The sequence below is a fragment of the Pseudomonas sp. FFPRI_1 genome (assembly GCF_055384485.1).
Genome location: NZ_AP029168.1, coordinates 876,131 through 894,674, shown reverse-complemented (window position 1 = coordinate 894,674; position 18,544 = coordinate 876,131). Strand labels below are relative to the sequence as shown.

The 18,544-nt window shown below is 63.0% G+C and carries 15 protein-coding genes; 4 read left to right on the top strand and 11 right to left on the bottom strand.

Translation table 11 applies throughout. The annotated features are described in order from the left end of the window. Positions 1-52: 52 nt before the first annotated feature. The 3 genes from ACZ5BO_RS03950 (at position 53) to ACZ5BO_RS03940 (ending at position 3,225) form a co-directional block, all read left to right on the top strand. Positions 53-1,228 carry an NAD(P)/FAD-dependent oxidoreductase gene (locus ACZ5BO_RS03950; RefSeq protein WP_025130436.1) on the top strand — a complete coding sequence of 392 codons (1,176 nt, stop codon included), beginning with the start codon at positions 53-55 and terminating at the stop codon, positions 1,226-1,228. Then, positions 1,225-2,046 carry an aldo/keto reductase gene (locus ACZ5BO_RS03945; protein WP_025130435.1) on the top strand — a complete coding sequence of 274 codons (822 nt, stop codon included), beginning with the start codon at positions 1,225-1,227 and terminating at the stop codon, positions 2,044-2,046. The genes ACZ5BO_RS03950 and ACZ5BO_RS03945 overlap by 4 nt, the downstream gene beginning before the upstream one ends. A 207-nt stretch (positions 2,047-2,253) precedes the next feature. Beyond that, positions 2,254-3,225 (top strand): hypothetical protein, encoded by a 972-nt coding sequence (locus ACZ5BO_RS03940; RefSeq protein ID WP_025130434.1) that lies wholly within the window; start codon positions 2,254-2,256, stop codon positions 3,223-3,225. A gap of 50 nt (positions 3,226-3,275) precedes the next feature. Here the strand turns inward: ACZ5BO_RS03940 and hldE are convergent, their stop codons facing one another. The 4 genes from hldE to msbA form a co-directional block, all read right to left on the bottom strand. Further along, the gene (gene hldE / locus ACZ5BO_RS03935; RefSeq protein ID WP_025130433.1) at positions 3,276-4,709 is read right to left on the bottom strand and encodes a bifunctional D-glycero-beta-D-manno-heptose-7-phosphate kinase/D-glycero-beta-D-manno-heptose 1-phosphate adenylyltransferase HldE; all 1,434 of its coding nucleotides are present in this window, start codon (positions 4,707-4,709) and stop codon (positions 3,276-3,278) included. A gap of 102 nt (positions 4,710-4,811) precedes the next feature. Next, positions 4,812-5,423: an adenylyl-sulfate kinase gene (cysC, locus tag ACZ5BO_RS03930; protein ID WP_025130432.1), complete on the bottom strand. Its 612-nt coding sequence runs from the start codon at positions 5,421-5,423 to the stop codon at positions 4,812-4,814. Next, positions 5,416-6,120 carry a sulfotransferase family 2 domain-containing protein gene (locus ACZ5BO_RS03925; protein WP_025130431.1) on the bottom strand — a complete coding sequence of 235 codons (705 nt, stop codon included), beginning with the start codon at positions 6,118-6,120 and terminating at the stop codon, positions 5,416-5,418. Before ACZ5BO_RS03925 ends, cysC begins: the two co-directional genes overlap by 8 nt. 190 nt (positions 6,121-6,310) lie before the next feature. Further along, positions 6,311-8,116, bottom strand: a complete 1,806-nt coding sequence (gene msbA / locus ACZ5BO_RS03920; protein WP_025130430.1) for a lipid A export permease/ATP-binding protein MsbA — start codon at positions 8,114-8,116, stop codon at positions 6,311-6,313. 158 nt (positions 8,117-8,274) lie between these two features. Between msbA and ACZ5BO_RS03915 the strand changes: the two genes are divergently transcribed. Beyond that, a complete protein-coding gene (locus tag ACZ5BO_RS03915) occupies positions 8,275-10,137 on the top strand; it encodes an O-antigen ligase family protein (RefSeq protein ID WP_464698348.1) in 1,863 nt (620 codons plus the stop codon). 101 nt (positions 10,138-10,238) lie between these two features. On the opposite strand, the gene ACZ5BO_RS03910 is transcribed toward ACZ5BO_RS03915, so the two are convergent. From ACZ5BO_RS03910 to ACZ5BO_RS03880, 7 genes are read right to left on the bottom strand one after another with little or no spacing between them, the layout of a single operon-like run. Further along, entirely contained in the window at positions 10,239-11,123 is an 885-nt protein-coding gene (locus tag ACZ5BO_RS03910; RefSeq protein ID WP_464698346.1) for a glycosyltransferase, read from the bottom strand. Next, positions 11,123-12,274: a glycosyltransferase family 4 protein gene (locus ACZ5BO_RS03905; protein WP_464698344.1), complete on the bottom strand. Its 1,152-nt coding sequence runs from the start codon at positions 12,272-12,274 to the stop codon at positions 11,123-11,125. Before ACZ5BO_RS03905 ends, ACZ5BO_RS03910 begins: the two co-directional genes overlap by 1 nt. After that, positions 12,271-13,155 (bottom strand): DUF6625 family protein, encoded by an 885-nt coding sequence (locus tag ACZ5BO_RS03900; RefSeq protein WP_025130426.1) that lies wholly within the window; start codon positions 13,153-13,155, stop codon positions 12,271-12,273. Before ACZ5BO_RS03900 ends, ACZ5BO_RS03905 begins: the two co-directional genes overlap by 4 nt. A 54-nt stretch (positions 13,156-13,209) precedes the next feature. Continuing rightward, positions 13,210-14,622 (bottom strand): PIG-L deacetylase family protein, encoded by a 1,413-nt coding sequence (locus tag ACZ5BO_RS03895; protein ID WP_464698342.1) that lies wholly within the window; start codon positions 14,620-14,622, stop codon positions 13,210-13,212. Between the two features lie 8 nt (positions 14,623-14,630). Next, positions 14,631-15,527 carry an antimicrobial resistance protein Mig-14 gene (locus tag ACZ5BO_RS03890; RefSeq protein ID WP_464698340.1) on the bottom strand — a complete coding sequence of 299 codons (897 nt, stop codon included), beginning with the start codon at positions 15,525-15,527 and terminating at the stop codon, positions 14,631-14,633. Then, complete coding sequence (locus ACZ5BO_RS03885; RefSeq protein ID WP_464698338.1) at positions 15,527-16,657, bottom strand: glycosyltransferase; 1,131 nt, start codon at positions 16,655-16,657, stop codon at positions 15,527-15,529. The genes ACZ5BO_RS03890 and ACZ5BO_RS03885 overlap by 1 nt, the downstream gene beginning before the upstream one ends. Further along, positions 16,641-18,398, bottom strand: coding sequence for a carbamoyltransferase family protein (locus ACZ5BO_RS03880; RefSeq protein ID WP_025130422.1), 1,758 nt, complete (start codon positions 18,396-18,398; stop codon positions 16,641-16,643). The genes ACZ5BO_RS03885 and ACZ5BO_RS03880 overlap by 17 nt, the downstream gene beginning before the upstream one ends. Positions 18,399-18,544: the final 146 nt, after the last annotated feature.

Sequence of the window (18,544 nt, the reverse complement as noted above, 5' to 3'; positions counted from 1 at the left end):
GAGGCTTGAAGCTTGAAACTTGCGACTTCGATTTGTTCTCCGAGGTCCCTGCATGCCATCCGCTATTTCCACTGACGTGCTGATTGTCGGCGCCGGCGTCGCCGGGCTCTGGCTCAATGCCCGTCTGCGCCGCCAGGGCTTCTCCACTGTGCTGGTGGAAAGCGCCAGCCTCGGCGGCGGGCAGAGCGTGAAGTCCCAGGGGATCATCCACGGCGGCGCCAAGTACGCCCTGCATGGCGCCCTCACCGGTGCCTCGGAAGCCATCGCCGACATGCCTCGGCGCTGGCGCGAAGCGCTGGCAGGCACGGGCGAGCTGGACCTGTCCGGGGTGCGCCTGCTGTCTGAAGCCCACTACCTCTGGTCTCCCGGCACCCTGGCCGGCAACCTCACCAGCTTTTTCGCCAGCAAGGCCGTGCGTGGCCGGGTCGATCAGGTCAAGGGCGAGCAACTGCCCCCGGCCCTGCAGGACAAGCGCTTCAAGGGCAAGGTCTATCGCCTGGCGGAACTGGTGGTGGATGTGCCAAGCCTGATCGAGCGCCTGGCCGACCTGGGCGGTGACAGCCTGCTGGCCGGACAGCAGATCGAACCGCTGCTGGAAAATGGCCAGTTGCTGGGATTGCGCGTCGATGGACGGGAAGTCCGTGCGCAACGCATCGTCCTCAGTGCCGGCGCCGGCAATGCCGCGCTGCTCGATACCCTGGGCCTGAGCCAGCCGGCCATGCAGCGGCGACCCTTGCACATGGTGCTGGTCAAGGGGCCGAGCCTGAAACCGCTGTACGCCCATTGCCTGGGCGGCGGGCCAAAGCCGCGGATCACCGTCACCACCCACCCCGCGGCTGATGGCCAATGGGTCTGGTACGTGGGCGGGGACATCGCCGAGGCCGAAGGCGTCGCCCGCGAGCCGGCGCAGCAGATCGCCGCAGCGCAGAAGGAGCTGGGCCAATTGCTGCCCTGGATCGATCTGAGCAGCGCCCGCTGGGCCACCTTGCGCGTCGACCGTGCCGAGCCCGCGCAATCGGGCCTGACGCGCCCGGACAACGCCTTCCTCGCCGAACAGGAGCGCCTGCTGGTGGGCTGGCCGACCAAACTGGCCCTGGCCCCGGACTTCGCCGACCGAGTGTTGAGCGCGCTGGAGCGCGATGGCGTCCGCCCGCTCCACGGTGACGCCCTGCCCTCCCTGCCCAAGCCGCCCCTGGGGCAACCGGCCTGGGAGCAACTGCTGCCATGAGCCAGCCAACCCTGCACGACCTGCATCGCCCGTTCGGCAGCACCGGCCTGATGGTTTCGCCCCTGGGCCTGGGTACGGTCAAGCTGGGCCGCGACCAGGGGGTGAAATACCCCAACGGTTTCCAGATCCCGGATGACCAGGAAGCCCGCATGCTGCTCAAGTTGACCCGCGACCTGGGCATCAACCTGATCGACACGGCCCCCGCCTATGGCCGCAGCGAAGAACGCCTGGGGCCGCTGCTGCGGGGCCAGCGCCAGGAGTGGGTGATCGTCAGCAAGGTCGGAGAGGAGTTCAGCGACGGCGTCTCCCGCCACGATTTCAGCGCCGCCCACACCCGGCGCTCCGTGGAGCGCAGCCTGCAACGCCTGGAAACCGACTTCATCGACCTGGTGCTGGTGCACTCCGACGGCAACGACCTGGCGATTCTCGAACAGTGCGAGGTCTACCAGACCCTGGCGCAGCTCAAGCAAGAGGGCAAGATCCGCGGCTTCGGCTTTTCCGGCAAGACCGTCGATGGCGGCTTGAAGGCTCTGGAGCAAGGCGATTGCGCCATGGTTACCTACAATCTGAACGAACAGGCGGAGCGGGCGGTCATTGACTATGCCGCTGCCCACCACAAGGGCATCCTGGTGAAAAAGGCCCTCGCCAGTGGCCATGCCTGCCTGAGCCCCGGCACCGACCCCGTGCGGGCCAGCTTCGAACTGCTGTTTGACCGGCCCGGTGTCGCCAGTGCTATTGTCGGGACCATCAATCCGTTGCACCTGGCCCATAACGTGGCAACCGTGGCACAGGTTATAGGGGCTGCTTCCGGTTGGTGACAGGCCGCGACGGCGGCCCTTCGGGTTGGGTGCCAAACGGCACGAGGCGGTGTTGCGGGATTTGCCAAGGGCACACCATTAGCGCCATCCCGCGCCTTGCCTCGCCCCGTTTGGCCCAGCAACGCGGCTCGTCAGCAAACAGGAACAGACCCTAAGCAACAACTGATGCCGCCGACGCGGCCGACCCCGACGCAAGAAGGAGCCGAGATGTCGCGACCGCTCATTAGAAAGAACCCCAGCAACTTCAAGACCCTGCCTCTGTTCGTCGAAGCGACTCCCGAAGGCCTCAGCTACCAGAGCGTGGGGATGCCGCTGAACTTCGCCCAGACCCTGCAGCGCAGGCGCGCCGTGACGGTGGCCGACAACCAGCGTTTCGCCCTGGAGCTGGCCAACCTCGGGGTCTCGGTGCGCCTGACCCTGCACTGGCAGAACCGCGACTACTGGGTGCTGGTGCGCCAACGGCGCCAGGACCGCGGCGATGTGGTGCTCAAGCTGATCTCCGGCTACGTGCCGGCCCACGAGCTGAACCTGCCGCTGCACACCGCCATCCAGGAAATCGCCGAGGAATGCCTGCTGGAAACCCCGGAAGGCTGGCTCGGCGGACGCTTCAACGACACCTGGCTGCCTGCGCCCTATGCCGGCGCCCTGCACTACCGAGAGGCCTTGCCCTTTCGCCTGACGCCGCTGTCCGGCGCCGCGCGCCCGGTTCGCTGCGCCAACCTGCAATTGCTCGAACGCCCCCAGGCCTACGTGCATTTGCCCACGGCCTCGCTGCAACTGATCTATGACCTGCGCCTGGATGTGCCCAAGGAAGCCAAGTCCCTGAGCCTGTTCCATGTCGACGAGCGCCTGGAGGGCGACCAGTTGGTGGCACGCCTGGACCGCAAGCGGCCTGACCTGTACCTGATGCCCCTGGACAACGGCCAGCCCTGTGCCGAGCTGTATACCTTGAAGAAGGATCAACTGCACCCGGCCAGCACCCGCGGCCTGTACCTGGCAGAAAGCTTCGCCCAGCAGGATGGCTGGGTGGTACGTGATGAAAGGATTCGCTGGAAGGACTGGCTGCGCGAACGTGGCCTGAGCGAGCCACCAAAGGATTCAAAGCTGTCGCGCCTGACCGGCAAGGCCCGGCAGATCCTGCACAAGATCGTGCCCGCCAAGGCCCGGCGCCAAGGCTGAGCCACAGGGATCGGCACCCGGGCGGATGCCGATCGCCATGGCCAGTACGGCTATTGAGCCGTGTCGGTCTTGCGGATCTTCTCGACGATGGCCGTGGTCGAGCTGTTCTCCACCAGGCCCAGCACCTTCACGGTGCCGCCATAGGCACTGACGATATCGGCGCCCACCACCTGATCGATGGCGTAGTCGCCGCCCTTGACCAGCACATCCGGGCGAACCTGGGACAGAAGGTTTTCCGGAGTGCCTTCAGGGAAACTGATCACCCAGTCCACCGCCCCCAATCCTGCGAGCACCGCCATGCGCCGATCCACACTGTTGATCGGACGCCCCGGGCCCTTGAGGCGGCTGACCGAAGCATCATCATTGATCGCCACGATCAGCCGGTCACCCTGGGCCCGCGCCTGTTCGAGGTAGGTCACGTGTCCGGCGTGGAGGATGTCGAAGCAGCCGTTGGTGAAGACGATCTTCTCGTTGTGCGCCCGGGCGTCATCGATGGCCAGCAACAACTGGTCGAGACTCAGCACACCGCGCTCGGAACCTTCCTCGCGCTGGATCGCCCGGCGCAGCTCGGGCGCACTGATGGCAGCCGTCCCCAGTTTGCCGACCACGATCCCGGCCGCCAGATTGGCCAGGCCCACCGCGTGCGGCAGCTCCTCGCCGGCAGCGATCGCCGCCGCCAGGGTGGAGATCACCGTATCCCCGGCGCCGGTGACGTCGAACACTTCACGGGCACGGGCCGGCAGGTGCAGGGCCGGGTGATCGGGACGCAGCAGGGTCATGCCATGCTCGCCACGGGTCACCAGCAAGGCGCCCAGTTCCAGGTCGTGCATGAGCTGGGCGCCCTTGCTCACCAGTTCGTGCTCATCGGCGCAGCCGCCGACGATGGTTTCGAACTCGCTGAGGTTCGGCGTGATCAGGCTCGCCCCACGGTAGATGGAGAAATCCTTGCCTTTAGGGTCCGCCAGCACCGGAATGCCACGGGCCCGCGCCGCCGCGATCAGCACCTGGTGATTGCGCAGGGCGCCTTTGCCGTAGTCGGACAGCACCAGCACCTTGATCCCGTCGAGCAGGGCATCGACCTCGGCCGCCAGGGCCAGGGCATCGGTGGCGAAGGGTTCTTCGAAATCAATGCGCAGCAGTTGCTGGTGACGGCTCATGACCCGCAGCTTGACGATGGTCGGCTGGTGCTTGATGCGCTGGAACAGGGCACGCACGCCCGCGCCTTGCAGGCTGTTGGCCAGGCTGTCAGCGGCCTCGTCATCGCCGGTCACTCCCACCAGGGACGCTGGCGCGCCGAGGGCGGCGATATTCAGGGCAACGTTGGCGGCACCACCCGGGCGGTCCTCGATCTGCTCGACCTTGACCACCGGCACCGGCGCCTCAGGGGAAATCCGTGAGGTACCACCATGCCAGTAACGGTCGAGCATGACATCGCCGACCACCAAGACAGGGGCTTGATCGAATCGCGGCATGGACAACTTCATGGAGCATCCCACATACAAAATGAACAGGGGCGCGATATTAACACAGGGTGGGCGCTGCCTAGTTCTATGCCTTGTGTGGTGCCGACGAAGATTGTTTGCGGCTTATTTACGCGGCAAAAGCTGCAGCAAGCGCTGGATCGCCTCCGGCAGCGCCACGCTCGCGGTATCGATCTCGCACTCGGCGTACAGCGGCGCCTCGTAAGGGCTATCGAGCCCGGTGAAGTCCTTGATCCGGCCCGCCATCGCCGCTTGATACAGCCCCTTGGGGTCACGCTGGGCACAGGTGTCGAACGGGGTGCTGATGTACACCTCGAGAAACTGTCCGGGATCGAACAGCGCCCGGGCGGCGTCGCGCTCACCACGAAAGGGCGAGATCGCCGAGACGATCACCAGCAACCCAGCATCCACCATCAACCGCGCTACCTCGGCCATGCGGCGGATATTCTCCTTGCGCGCCTCGGCGCCCATGCCCAGGTCGCGGCACAGCCCGCTGCGCACGTTGTCGCCATCCAGCACGAAGGTGTGCATCCCCAGTTCGTTGAGCCGCAACTCCAGCAGATTGGCCAGGGTCGACTTTCCCGCTCCCGACAGGCCGGTCAACCACAGGCAGCATGGCTGCTGATGCTTGAGCGCCGCCCGGGCATCGCTGGACAGCGAGAGCGTGTAGGGCCGGATCTGCGGCTGGTCTGCAGCTACCCAGGCAGGCTTATTCATAACCGAGCATCTCGTAGTCGCGTTGATAGACACGACGCACCTGGCGCCGGGTACGTACCGAACAGAAATTCCTGACGGGGGTGTCCTGGCGTTGCTGGGTGCTGTTGACGTGCGGCAGGCAGGCGCTGATTTGCAACTGCTCGCACAGCAGCTGGAAGTCCCGTCCCAGATGTTCCTGGTAACCCACGAAATCCAGGCACAGGCGCCCCAGGGAGTCGGTGAGAAAGTCACTCTGGGCGGCAAAGTGCATCTGTTTGTGGATGGTCTCCGCATGCAGCCAGCGACCGACGAAGTCATCGAAGTCCCGGTAATGCCTCACCAGTTCCTGGGCGGCCTGGTCCCGTCGCCCCAACGCATTGCCCCGCAGGAAGGTGTAAGCCGAATAGGCACGTTCCAGAGGATCGCGCACGAACGCGAACTTGAAACTGCTGGCAAAAGCCTGGGGAAACTGCTGTTCGTACCAGTACAGCGGCAGGTGCCCGGGCATCCAGCCGTCGAACAGGGCCGAGCAGATGCTGCTGCCGGCACACTTGGGTACATGGATGAACAGGCAGGAGCGGCGGGCGAAGGCATCTGGAAAGCGCAGGTTGGCGGACATCGATTTGTTCACGACCTGGCGGTCCACCACCGACAGGCGCCCCAGCAGGAAATTGCGCTGGGTCTTGGGTAATAGCTTCCACACAAAGCGTTGCAGCATTCCGGCACTCGCACGAGAAGGTTGGCCTTCTCGATCCATTCGACGATTCAGGCGGGAACCATAACAAGTGTGAAACGCAGAAATATTTAGCCTTGGTCAAGACTGTAAGGAGGGCGCTACAAATGATGGCAAGGAGCCTTGAACCCCTTGAGAGCTGCGGGGAGCGAGCCTGCTCGCTCCCCGCAGTGGATCAGGCGATCCCGCTCGGTGCGGGCTCATCCAGGCCCATGGCATGCAAGCGCGCGTAATAGCCGTTCTGCGCCAGCAACTGGGCATGGCTGCCACGCTCGACAATCCGTCCCTGATCCATGACCAGGATCATGTCGGCCTTCTCGATGGTCGACAGACGGTGAGCGATGACCAACGTGGTACGGCCTTTCATGACCTTGTCCAGGGCGGCCTGGATATGCCGCTCGGATTCGGTATCCAGGGCCGAAGTGGCCTCATCGAGAATCAACAGCGGCGCGTTCTTCAGCAAGGCCCTGGCAATCGCCAGGCGCTGGCGCTGGCCACCCGAAAGCAGCACGCCGTTCTCCCCCACTTGGGTATCGAGGCCTTCAGGCAACTGGCTGATGAAGTCCATGGCGTAGGCATCGGTCGCGGCTTTTTCGATGTCCGCCCGCGGCGCGCCAGCCAGATCGCCGTAAGCGATGTTGTTGGCCACGGTGTCACTGAACAAGGTGACATGCTGGGTAACCTGGGCAATATGCCGGCGCAGGTTGAGCAGGCGATAGTCTTCGACCTCGGTGCCGTCCAGGAGGATCTGGCCCTTGTCATGGTGATAGAAACGCGGAATCAGGTTGGCCAGGGTCGACTTGCCGCTGCCGGACCGGCCCACCAGGGCCACCATTTTTCCGGGCTCGACGCTGAAGCTGATGTCGTCGAGCACCTGGCGCTCGGTTCCCGGGTAGGTGAAGCTCAGGTTGCGCACTTCCAGGTGCCCACTGATGCTCGCATGTTCCACGGTGCCACGATCGATTTCCGGCTCGACGTCCAGTTGCTCGAAAATGCTTTCCGCACCGGCCACGCCCTTCTGGATGGTCGAACTGACTTCGGACAGTTGGCGGATCGGCTTGGGCAGCAGGCCGGCCATGGTGATGTAGGCCACCATCTCGCCCGCCGAAGCGTCGCCGCGCAGGTACAGGACCAGGAACATCAGCACCGCCATGGCGCTGTAGATCACCAACTGCAGCAGCGGGGTGTAGATGGCTCCGGTGCGGGTCATGCGCAATTGCTTGTCGGTGTTGCCCTGGCTGGCCGCGAGGAAACGCTGCTGCTCATAAGTCTCGCCACCGAAGCTGCGCACCACGCGATAGCCCTGGATGGTTTCCGAGGCTACGTGGGTCACATCGCCCATGGCGGCCTGGATCTTCTTGCTCTGCTTGCGGAATTTCTTGCTGGCGGTACGGACCATGATGGCGATCAGCGGCAGGATGGCGATCATCACCAGGGTCAGGCGCCAGTTCATCCACAGCAGCGAGCCGAACAGGAAGATCACCGTCATGCCTTCGCGAATCACCACCTTGATCGCATCCGTTGCCGCCCCCGTGACCATGGTCACGTTGAAGGTGATCCGCGAGATCAGGTGCCCGGAGTTGTGCTTGTCGAAGTAGCGGTTGGGCAGGGTCAGCAGGTTGTTGAACAACTGCACCCGCAGGTCGTGCACCAGCCCCAGGGAAACCTTGGCCAGGAAGTAGTTGCCCAGGTAGGAGCCCAGCCCCTGCCAGGCGGCGATCAGTACGATCAGCAGCGGCACCGCCTGCAGCAAGCGCATGTCTCGCAGGTAGGGAACCGTGGGGAACAGCGCCGCCTCGGGATTGGACAGACCGTCGACGAAATACTTGAGAATGTAGCCGAGCATGGGCTGGGTTGAGGCGAAGATCAGGAACCCGACGATGCTGATGAGGAACAGACCAATATATGGCCGCACATAGCCGAGCAGACGGAAGTAGATTTTCAAGCTCGAGGGGCTTGCGCTGGGACTGGAGTCGGTCATATCACGCGAATGTCGTCAAAAAGGAGGCTGACTTTAGCACAGCTTGCCTACGGCACCGAGAATCCCCGAACGGCTGATTATTGTTCAACGGACAAACGACAGGGCCCGACAATAGTCGTTATGATGGCCAGCTTAACTTCCGGGATGAACGTCTAAGCATGCAACTCAATGCTCTTCGCAATACGTCCAATCGAGTATTCGATTTCATTTGCCTGTGGATACTGCCGATCGGCTATCTACTCCTGCTGTGCGCGCTGTTCTTCATTCCAGGACGCAACATATTGCATAAGCTGTACTACGGCCTGTTCAGTATTCCCACCCTTATTGCACTGTGCATGCGTCCCAGTGAACTGAAGAGCCTGTTTCGCGAACCGATTTTTATTGCCGTACTGCTGTTCGCTAGTTGGACGCTGATCAGTCTTGCCTGGGGACCGCCAGTGGATAGCGTGCCCGGTGAAATCAAGACGCCCCTGCACTTGCTCATGCTCTTTGCCGGTTGCAGCCTGCTGGTCAGCTATCGCCGCGACATACTGCAACCCTTGTTCTTCTGTGCCGCAATCGTGGCCCTGATCGCCTCGCTCTTCAATCTCTACGCATTCAGCCAAGTCTATACACCCGGCTCGCGCATGATTGGCGCAGGCGCCTTCGACAATCCGCTGCTGAGCTCCCACATCTTTGGTTTCTTCCTGGTGTACTGGCTCTGGCTGAGCATGACCTGCCAGCGCCTCCGGGTTTGGCTCCTGAGCGTCCCTGCCATGGTCATCATGTTCGCCACGGTCATTGCCACAGGTTCGCGCACGCCTCTGGTGGCCCTGATCCTGGCCGCTGCCTGGATCTGTTTCATCTGCTGGAACCGACGTTCACTGCTGTTGCTCGCCGGGATGCTGATTGGCGGCGCCACCGTGCTGATGCTGTTCTCCCAGATGCTGATCGAGCGCGGCAACTCCTACCGCTTCGAGATCTGGAGCCTGGTCTTCAACTACATCAGCGCTCACCCCTGGATCGGTCATGGCTACAACGCGGACCTGGTGGTGGATATCGGCATTGGCTATCTCCTGGCAGAACCCCATAACTTCGCCTTGGGCGTGCTGTATTACGTCGGCATCATCGGTTTGCTGCCCTGGTTGTTCATGCAGCTGTGGGGCTTGTTCAAAAGCTGGCGACTGCGCAGCATGCCCTTGCTGATTCTCGCCTCGACCTGGCTGATGTTCGGAATCGGCGCCGGCCTGACAGAAGGCGGCGGAATCCTTTCTCGCCCCAAGGAGCACTGGTTCCTGTTGTGGATCCCCCTGGCCCTGATCGCCGCCTTGTGCATCAGCCAGAGAGCCCGGCGCTCGCCTCCCCTGACCCAGCAGGCGCTGACTCCGGCCGCCCTGGAGCAACTCACTGCCAACGCTCACGTCATCGAATCCGATGGCCTAGGGCCCAAGGTCCTGCGCCTGGAAGACGGCAGCTTCCTCAAACTGTTCCGTCCTCGGCGCTGGTATACCTCCGGGGGCTTCAACCCCTATTCCCAACGTTTCGCCGAGAACAGCGAACAACTGCGCGACCTGGGCATTGTCACGCCGACCACTCTGGCCTTGTACCGCCTCGCCGATGGCAGCAGCGCCGTGCGCTATCAGCCACTGCCGGGGCAGACCCTGCGCCAGAGCCTGCAGTCGGCGGCGTCAGCGCAGGAGCGCAGTGCACTGATTGAGCGTTTTGGCGCGTTCATGGCCAGCCTGCACCAACGCGGGGTGTATTTCCGCTCCCTGCACCTGGCCAATGTGCTGGTTCTGGAAAATGGAGAGTTCGGTCTGATCGACCTGGCCGACCTGCGGGTTTATCCGTCGGCGCTGCGAACCTCGTTGCGCCAGCGCAACCTGCGTCACATGCAACGCTATGCCGAAGACAGCCAATGGCTGTTCCAGGAGCATCTGCCGGCATTGCAGGCGGGCTACGCCCAGCAGACGTCCATGGTCCAGGCACTGAGGCTGCTCAAACCACTGACGCCCGCCAGCGCCGCCGAAGGCCTTCACTGACATCAAGGCGCCACCCGCACCCGACACACAACAAGACAGCCCCGAGGGGCTGTCTTGTTGTGTAGATCCGGATCGCCCCCGCTTCGAGGCTGGGCCTTGCCTCAGTCTTTTTCCAGAGGCGAGAAGCACAGGCGGGCCAGACCACGCCAGGTCTTCTTGTTCCAGGCCTTGAACGGAATCTGCGCCAGCAGCTCGCGGGCCAGCTTGCGATCCCGATTGGAAACCTTGAGGAACATCGAGCTGAGGAACTTGTAGCGCACCTCGTCGTACAGCGGGTGATCGCTGAACAGGGCATAGGTCCGCAGGATGTTGTCGATCATGAAGCGGTGGTTCTTGTAGGAGTTGGTGGCGTGTTTGCGATAGCGCGCCATCACCACATTCAAGCCATCGATGAAATAACCCGCATGGGTGATCTTCAACTCGATCAGCAAGTCTTCCAGGCGGATGTTCGGGTCGAAACCACCGACCTTGTCCAGCGCCTCGCGGCGAATCATCAGGGTCGGTGCCGGCGGGTAAGGCTTGCGCTCAAGGAACATGTCGTCGAAGTCCAGACGCCGAAACGGCACGTCCCGACGCTGGCGTTTCTCGGGAAACAGATTGCCTTCGCTGTCGATCAACTCGATATTGCCGGCACAGATCCCGACTTCGGGCTTGCCGTCCATATGGGCCACCTGAGTCGCGATGCGCTCGGGCAGCATGATGTCGTCGGAGCCGAAGGGCACGATCAGGCTGCCCTTGGACCGCGCGATGGCGCCATTGAGGGTGTTGGTCAGGCCCTGGTTCTGCTGGACCCGAAAATCGAAACCATGCTGTTCCTGCAAGCGCCGGATACGCTCGACACTGTCGTCGCTGGAACCGTCATCGACCACCAGCAATTCGATGTTCGAATAGGTCTGGTTGAGCACGCTGAGGATGCTTTGCTCAATGTAGGGCGCGTGGTTGTAGGAAGCGATGATCACTGTCACCACAGGTTGCTGGTCCGTCATTACTGCCCCTTGCCCGCCTGACTCAATCCCGAGTCGATCAATTGCCGGTATTCCTCGCGGAACACCTCGATATCATGTTCGTTCTGCAGATAGCGATAAGCCTGCTCACCCTTGGCGGCCAGTGCCTCGTCGCTAAGCCCCAGATAGGTGTCCAGGGCCGCTGCCAGGGCCGGCACATTGGCCGGCTCCACCGCCAGGCCGCCAGCCCCCTCGATCAGCGGCAACATCGCCGGCACATTCGAGGCAATCACCGGCAGGTGCCCGCTCATGCCTTCCAGCAATGCCAGGCCCAGGCCTTCGGCCAATGACGGCATGGTCCAGATATCGAAGGCCCGCACGTATTGCAGGGCGTTTTCCTTGAACCCCAGCAGGTGTGCCCGGCCCTGCAGCCCCAGGCGCTCGATCTCGGCACGCAGATTGGCCTCTTCACGCCCGGCACCGATGATCGCCAGTTGCGCCTCGGGGTATTTGTCCTTGAGCTGGGCAAAGGCCTGCAACAGGTAGGTCTGGCCTTTCACCGGCACCAGGCGACCCAGGGCGCCGATCAGGCGCACCGACGGATCCAGCCCCAGCAACTCCCGGGAACGCTCGCGGGAATGCTGCAGGGCCTCGGCCTGTTCGATATCGATGGCGTTGGTGATCGCCCAGGTATTCTGGTCGGTGAAGCCGCACTGGCAATCCAGCAGGTACTGCTTGACTGCCGGCGACACCCCGACAAAACGCCAGTGCCGGTCGATCAGGCGCTGGGTCTGGCGGCGACGGTACAGCCGATCGTACTCGCCGAACCCATGGGAGATGCCGATGCACAGCGGCACCTTCAACCAGCGGTTGAGGGTCAGCATCATGTTCACCGGCTTGAAGCGGTTGCAGATCACCACATCGAACTTTTCCTTGCGGCAGAACTGGTACAGCCGCCACATGGCCCGCAGGCGCATGCCCTTGAGGGACTTGTCGGAAAACTCGAAATACACCGAATGATCAGCCCGGCTCACCGGATCGGAAGGCCCAGGGCGCCCCCGCAGAAAGGCCGCGGTGACCTCGTAGCGTTCCGCCGGCAATGCCTTGACGATCTGCTCCGCCAGGTCTGCGAAGTCGTGGGACTTGACGTTGTAGTCCGGCTGCAATTGCAGGACCTTGAAGCGCTGGCTCATGACTCTCCCCGGTGAAAACCTGTGGCATCGATGACCCAGGACGATTCGCTGGCCAGGGCCTGGACCGCTTGCGGATCAGGGTCCGGCAGGGCCGCCCATTCATTGCGCTTCCAGCACACGAAGTGGAAATACGCAAAGGTGCGGTCGGCGTCGCGGTCATTGGTCAGGCGCCCATCCTTCCAGTACCAGCACGAGGGAAAATCCCGACTGCCATCATGCCACTTGATCACTCCACCCGGGGTGCTGAACGCCTCGGTGAACTCACTGCGACGGCGTGCCGGATTGAACTTGCCCACCAGCTTGAACAGCGGCTCCGGGAAGTTCTTGCGCCAGAGGAAAATCCGGCTGAACGCCCCCTCATCCAGTGCGTGATGCTGCTTATCGGTAAAGCGTACCTGCCAGTTCTTGATCTGCCTGAACAGCTCCCGCTGGCGTGCATTGTTGCGTATCAGGCACAAGTGCCCGGCAACCCGCCGCTCGTGGGTGGAGAACAGGTCGTACTGTGCCAGGCGGTCATCCGTGAAATAGGCCCGCAGATCACCGTAGACCAGGTCGATATCGCCGAAGGCCCAGAAGTCGTAGCCCTCCAGCCGGTCTGCATGGATCAGCCCCATTGCCGGCCGGATGTCACAGATCTTGTAGGCCGCATCGGGGGCAAAGTCGATGTCCAGGCGCTGGGATACCAGGGCGCAGTAATCGGCAAAGCTCATGCTTTCATAAATGACGTTCGGCGGCAGGTTATCCGGGATCCCGCAGTCGCTGAAAAACAGCCAGTCGATATCCGGATTGCGCCGGCAGCTCTCGAGGAAGAACGGCAGCCAGAAAGGCCAGCGCCCGAAGTAGGGCATGAGAAACAAGATTCGCGGGCGAGGATTGATCACAAAGGACTCACTGTCGTGATTAGGGGCACAAAATGCCCCTATGGTTATGTCGGTTTATCGCTGTTGCAATAGCCAGAACAGCTCATGGCGCCTGACCGCCTTGCGAAAGAACTCATTCTCCCCCAGCGCCGAGGGCACCCTACCAGCCAGAAGCCGTTGTATCGACCTGCGCAGGCGGCGCTTGAACGGCATTCTCGGTTGCAAATCATGCATCATGCCCAAGGCCATGGCCTTGTCATATTGCTCGGCCGGGGAAAGCGCCAGGCACCAGGGGCGCAGGACCGCAGTCGAGGCAAATACCGGCGGCAATGCGATGCCTGCCCCCGAATCACCCATCGGCCAGCGATCATTGTCGTGCAGGTGATTGGCGTAACCGAGCACCGTGCTCGGCTGCCACTCCAGCCCTTGCAGGGCCTGCATCACCGCTGCCTGGGCACAGATATGGTCGGGGTGCGGGTCCAGTGACGGGTGTGGCAGCACGATCACCTGCGGACGCGCCTTGAGCAGCAGCGCACGCAGATCGGCCAGGAGGTTGTTCCAGGTCGGCAATCCATCCTGGTCGGCCGGCAGCGCAAACGGATTGAACTGGCGGAACAGGCGGATATCGCTCAGCTGGGCCTCGCGGGAGGCGATCGGCTGCTCTGGCGCAGCCTGCATCGCGGACAATTGCAGGCAGAAGTACCCCAACTGCACGCACTGGGCTTGCGGGACGCCGGCCCAGTGCGGTACGGCAATACTGTCCCAGGCCCGCAGCCGGCCCTTGAGCCGCGATGCTTCGGCCGCCTCCAGGCCCATGGCCTGGTAATGCTCGGCCTCGATTTCCCCGGCGGTCAGGGTCACGATCCAGGTTTCATCGGCCTGGCTGTAAAGGCCGAATGCCGCCAGCTCGGCGTCGTCGGCATGGGGGGCGATCACCATCACCCGCTGGCGCCGATAATCCGGATCACGCCAGGCCATCAACTGAGGCTGGATCCGGATCCGGCAGAAACGCCCGCGCAACTGCAGCTCGCCACGGCCCAGGGGGCCCGCCAAACCACTGAGATTGAGATAGCGCAGGCCGTTGACCCCGCGTTCGAATGCCTGGCGATCGGCGCTCGGGCCACCCAGCACCTCGATGGCCGGATCCAGGAAGCGCCCCAGCCAGGAGCTCTTGACCTGCACCCCAAGCACCAGGGTCTCGTCCCCCGCCCATTGCGGCGCCGAATCCAGCAACAAGCGCCCCGCCTCCAGACGCACCGCCACCTGCTGCGCCTCGCTGCCGAAGTCGTAGTGGTAGTCATCCTTGGGCGAGTAGAACAGGTGATCGGCAAACCAGGCTTCATGGGCCAGCCAGCCGAGCACGGCCAGCAGGATCGGCAGCCACCAGGCCAGCAGCACGCCGGCCAGCAGCAACAGCACCAGCCCGATCAACAGGGCAATGCGCTTATTCCGGCGATGGCGTTTGAGCAATTGCTGCTTGCGACTCATGGGCTGACTCATACCTGGAAAACCGGCACAGGATTGCACCAACGGTCCTTGTATTCACGGTCGGCACGACCGAAGGAAAACCGCAGCGGCTTGTTCAGGGCCCGGGCCTGCTCCCAGGCACTCTGGGTGTTGAGAAAGCTCAGCACGCTACCCGGACTGAATTCACGGGTCTCAGGGTCGACCCCGCCATTGACGTATTCGACGCTGATCCACTCCGGCGCTTCAACCCGATAGATCAACTGCACGGCAATCGGTGCGTCATTAAGGAAAATCACCGAACCTATCAGCAGCTCGCGCAAGCGCTCCAGTACTTCGGCCATACGCTCGGCGCCGGTGGCGGCAAAGCCCCAGCGACGCTGGAACAGGTCACAGTAGATAGCTGCCAGTTCCGCGCTGGTGAAATCACCGACCCCACGCACCACACCGCCCGCCTCTTCCAGCAGGCGCAACTCACGACGCTGGTTGTAGCGAAACTTTTTCGACAGCTCTTCCGGCGTACGGGCCATGGCCAACTGTTCGGCCTGTGGCTTGAGGGTGCCGAAACGGCCCTGGTTCAATGCCGAGAGATAACGCCCGCGATGGCGCAACGGCGCCTGGGCATCGGCGGCGGCCGGGAGGATCAACTCGGCATTGCCGATGTCGAACAAGCCCTTCTTGCCGGCACGCTTGAGCACATCCTTGGACAGGGCCAAGTCCCGTCCCCAGGTGGCGATGGCGGCCTGCAACTGGCCATTGTGCTCCCAGGCCAGGTAGCGCACCGGGATCTGTGCCAGGTCCGCCAGTTGTTCGACCACCAGCGGATGGGTGGCCACACTGCCCCCGAAACGCTGCCAGGCATCGGCATAGGTCGAGGCGTCAATGACTGACCAGCCACGTTCGCGCCAGCCTTGAAATCGGTTGAGCATCAGCCCCTCGCGGTCAGGTCGATGACGTGCGGCAAACGCCAGAATACGTCGCGCACAGCGCGATCGGAAAAGCGCTCGCGCAGGCGATCAAGCATCAGTTCGGCACAGACCCGGCGCTGGTGATCGTCCATCGCGGCCAGGTGCTGCAGCCCCTGGGCCATATGCTCGACGTCGCCCAGGGGGAACAGGATGCCCACTCCCTCGACCACTTCCCGGGCACCGCCACAGGCGGTGGCCAGCAGCGGCACGCCAGCGGCCATGGCCTCCAGCAGCACCATGCCGAATGGCTCGTGATCGGAGCTCAGGGCGAACACATCGAAGGCGCGGAAATAGCGTCGGGCCTGGGCCACCTGCCCAAGGAACAGCACGCGATCGGCAATCCCCAGTTCCCGGGCCAGGGATTTCAGGTCTTTTTCCAGGCGCCCGGTTCCAAGAATCGCCAGTTGGCTGTGTACCGGCAACTGTGGCACGGCCGCGGCGAAGCCACGCAGCAAGGTGGCCTGGTCCTTGTCCGGGTGCAGGCGCCCGACGTTGCCGACAATCCAGGCATCGGCGGACAGACCCAACTCGCTGCGGGCCTGGGCAGCGCTCAGTTGCTCGGCCTGCAAGGCCTCCAGGTCGATGCGGTTGTACAGGGTCTGAATCCGCTGCGCCGGCCATTTCGGCAGGCAGGCGCGCATGTCGTCACGCACGGCATCGGACACCCCGAGCAGGCTCAGGCGCTTGCGGAACAGCTGGGCGAAGAGCTTGCGGCTGCCGCGCTTGTAATCGGAAAACGCATGATGGACACCGATCACCGGCAAGCCGGTGCCCAGCAAGGCGATGTAGATCGGCTTGAACCGGTGGGCGATGCAGAAGCTAAAATTGCGTGATGCGGCGATCTTGCGCAGGTCGCGGATGGCGCCCAGCTTCAGGCCACGAATGGCCTTGGAGCTGTACTCCATGAACAGCACTTCGTCGGACGCGCAACCGGCGGCGACATCGGCATCGGCGGCCCCGGTGAGAAACACCGTGGTCACCCGATAGCCGCTGCCCGCGAAGAGGCTGGCGTATTGCCGGGCGCAGTCCAGGAACGGCCCGTCATAGCCGTGGCAGAACTGCAGCACATGGCGCTCAGCCGAGCGTGTCATAAGGATCCACGCCGTCTTTGACCACCAGGATGTCTTCCATGATCAGGTACTGCAGATCGGAACCGTAGAACATGTTCAAGGCATCGGTAGGCGAGCAGATCATCGGCTCGCCACGACGGTTCAGCGAAGTATTCAGCGACACGCCGTTGCCGGTCAGGACTTCCAGGGCCTTCATCATGTCGTAGTAGCGCGGGTTGTACTCGCGCTTGAGCACCTGGGCCCGGGACGTACCGTCCTCGTGGACCACTTCCGGCACTCGGGTCTTCCACTCTTCAGCCACTTCGAAGGTGAAGGTCATGAAGGGCGCCGGGTGGTCGACCTTGATCATTTGCGGGCCGACGGTGTCGAGCATCGACGGGCAGAAAGGCCTCCAGCGCTCGCGGAACTTGATCTGCTCGTTGATCCGGTCGGCCACGCCTGCGGCGCTCGGGCAACCAATGATCGAACGACCGCCCAGGGCCCGCGGACCGAACTCCATGCGGCCCTGGAACCAGGCCACCGGGTTGCCGTCGACCATGATCTTGGCGATCCGCTCCGGGGTGTTGTCGATCTGGCGCCAGGCCGGCTTGTGCGGGTGACGGGCACAGGCGGCGATCACGTCTTCGTTGCTGTAGGACGGGCCGAGATAGACGTGCTCCATCTTCTCTACCGGCACACCGCGAGCGTGGGACACATAGGCCGCGGCACCGACTGCGGTACCCGCGTCACCGGAAGCCGGCTGCACGAACAGCTCCTTGACCTCGGGACGGGCGATGATCTTCTGGTTCAGCTTGACGTTCAGCGCACAGCCGCCGGCGAAGGCCAGCTTGCCGGTTTCCTTGAGGATGTCGCCCAGGTAGTGGTCGATCATCTGCAGGGCCAGCTTCTCGAACAAGGCCTGCATGCTCGCCGCGTAGTGGATGTAAGGCTCGTCGGCGATGTCGCCTTCGCGCTTGGGACCCAGCCACTCGATGAGTTTTGGCGAGAAGTAGAACCCCTTGCCTTTCTCTTTGTAGCGACGCAGGCCGATGACGTTGGCGTAGTCGGTGTTGATCACCAACTCGCCGTTTTCAAAGCTGGCCAGGCGCGAGAAATCGTATTTGCTGGCATCGCCATACGGCGCCATGCCCATGACCTTGAACTCGCCGTCGAGCATCTCGAAGCCGAGGAACTCGGTGATCGCACCGTACAGGCCGCCCAGGGAGTCAGGGTCGAAGAATTCCTTGATCTTGTGGATCTTGCCGTTTTCGCCGTAGCCGAAGAAGGTGGTGGCGTACTCGCCCTTGCCGTCGATCCCGAGGATCGCGGTCTTCTCCTTGAAGCCCGAGCAGTGGTAGGCACTGGAGGCGTGGGCCAGGTGGTGCTCCACCGGCTCGATCTTGATCTTCTTCGGATCAAAACCCAGTTGCTCCAGGCACCAGACGATCTTGTTGCGATAGCGCTTGTAGCGACGGTTGCCCATCAGGATCGCATCCAGGGCGCGATCCGGGGCGTACCAGTAGCGCTTGGCATAGTGCCAGCGCGCCTTGCCGAACAGGCTGATCGGGGCAAAGGGAATCGCCACCACGTCGACGTCGGACGGTTTGATCCCGGCCTGTTCCAGGCAGAACTTCGCCGACTCGTAGGGCATGCGGTTCTTTGCATGCTTGTCGCGCACGAAACGCTCTTCTTCAGCGGCGGCAACCAGTTTGCCGTCGATGTACAGGGCCGCTGAAGGATCATGGCTAAGGGCGCCGGACAGGCCAAGAATCGTCAATGCCACAGGGGTCTAGCCTCGTTTAGTCTGCATGCGGGCGCAGTGCGCCTTGAAAATGATGTGTGCTCGCAAGGGGCGAGAAACAACGAAAGGGCGGGATTATAACGTAAAAGCAGGGGCAAGCCTCTAGCGGCAAGCGGCAAGGGTCGGGG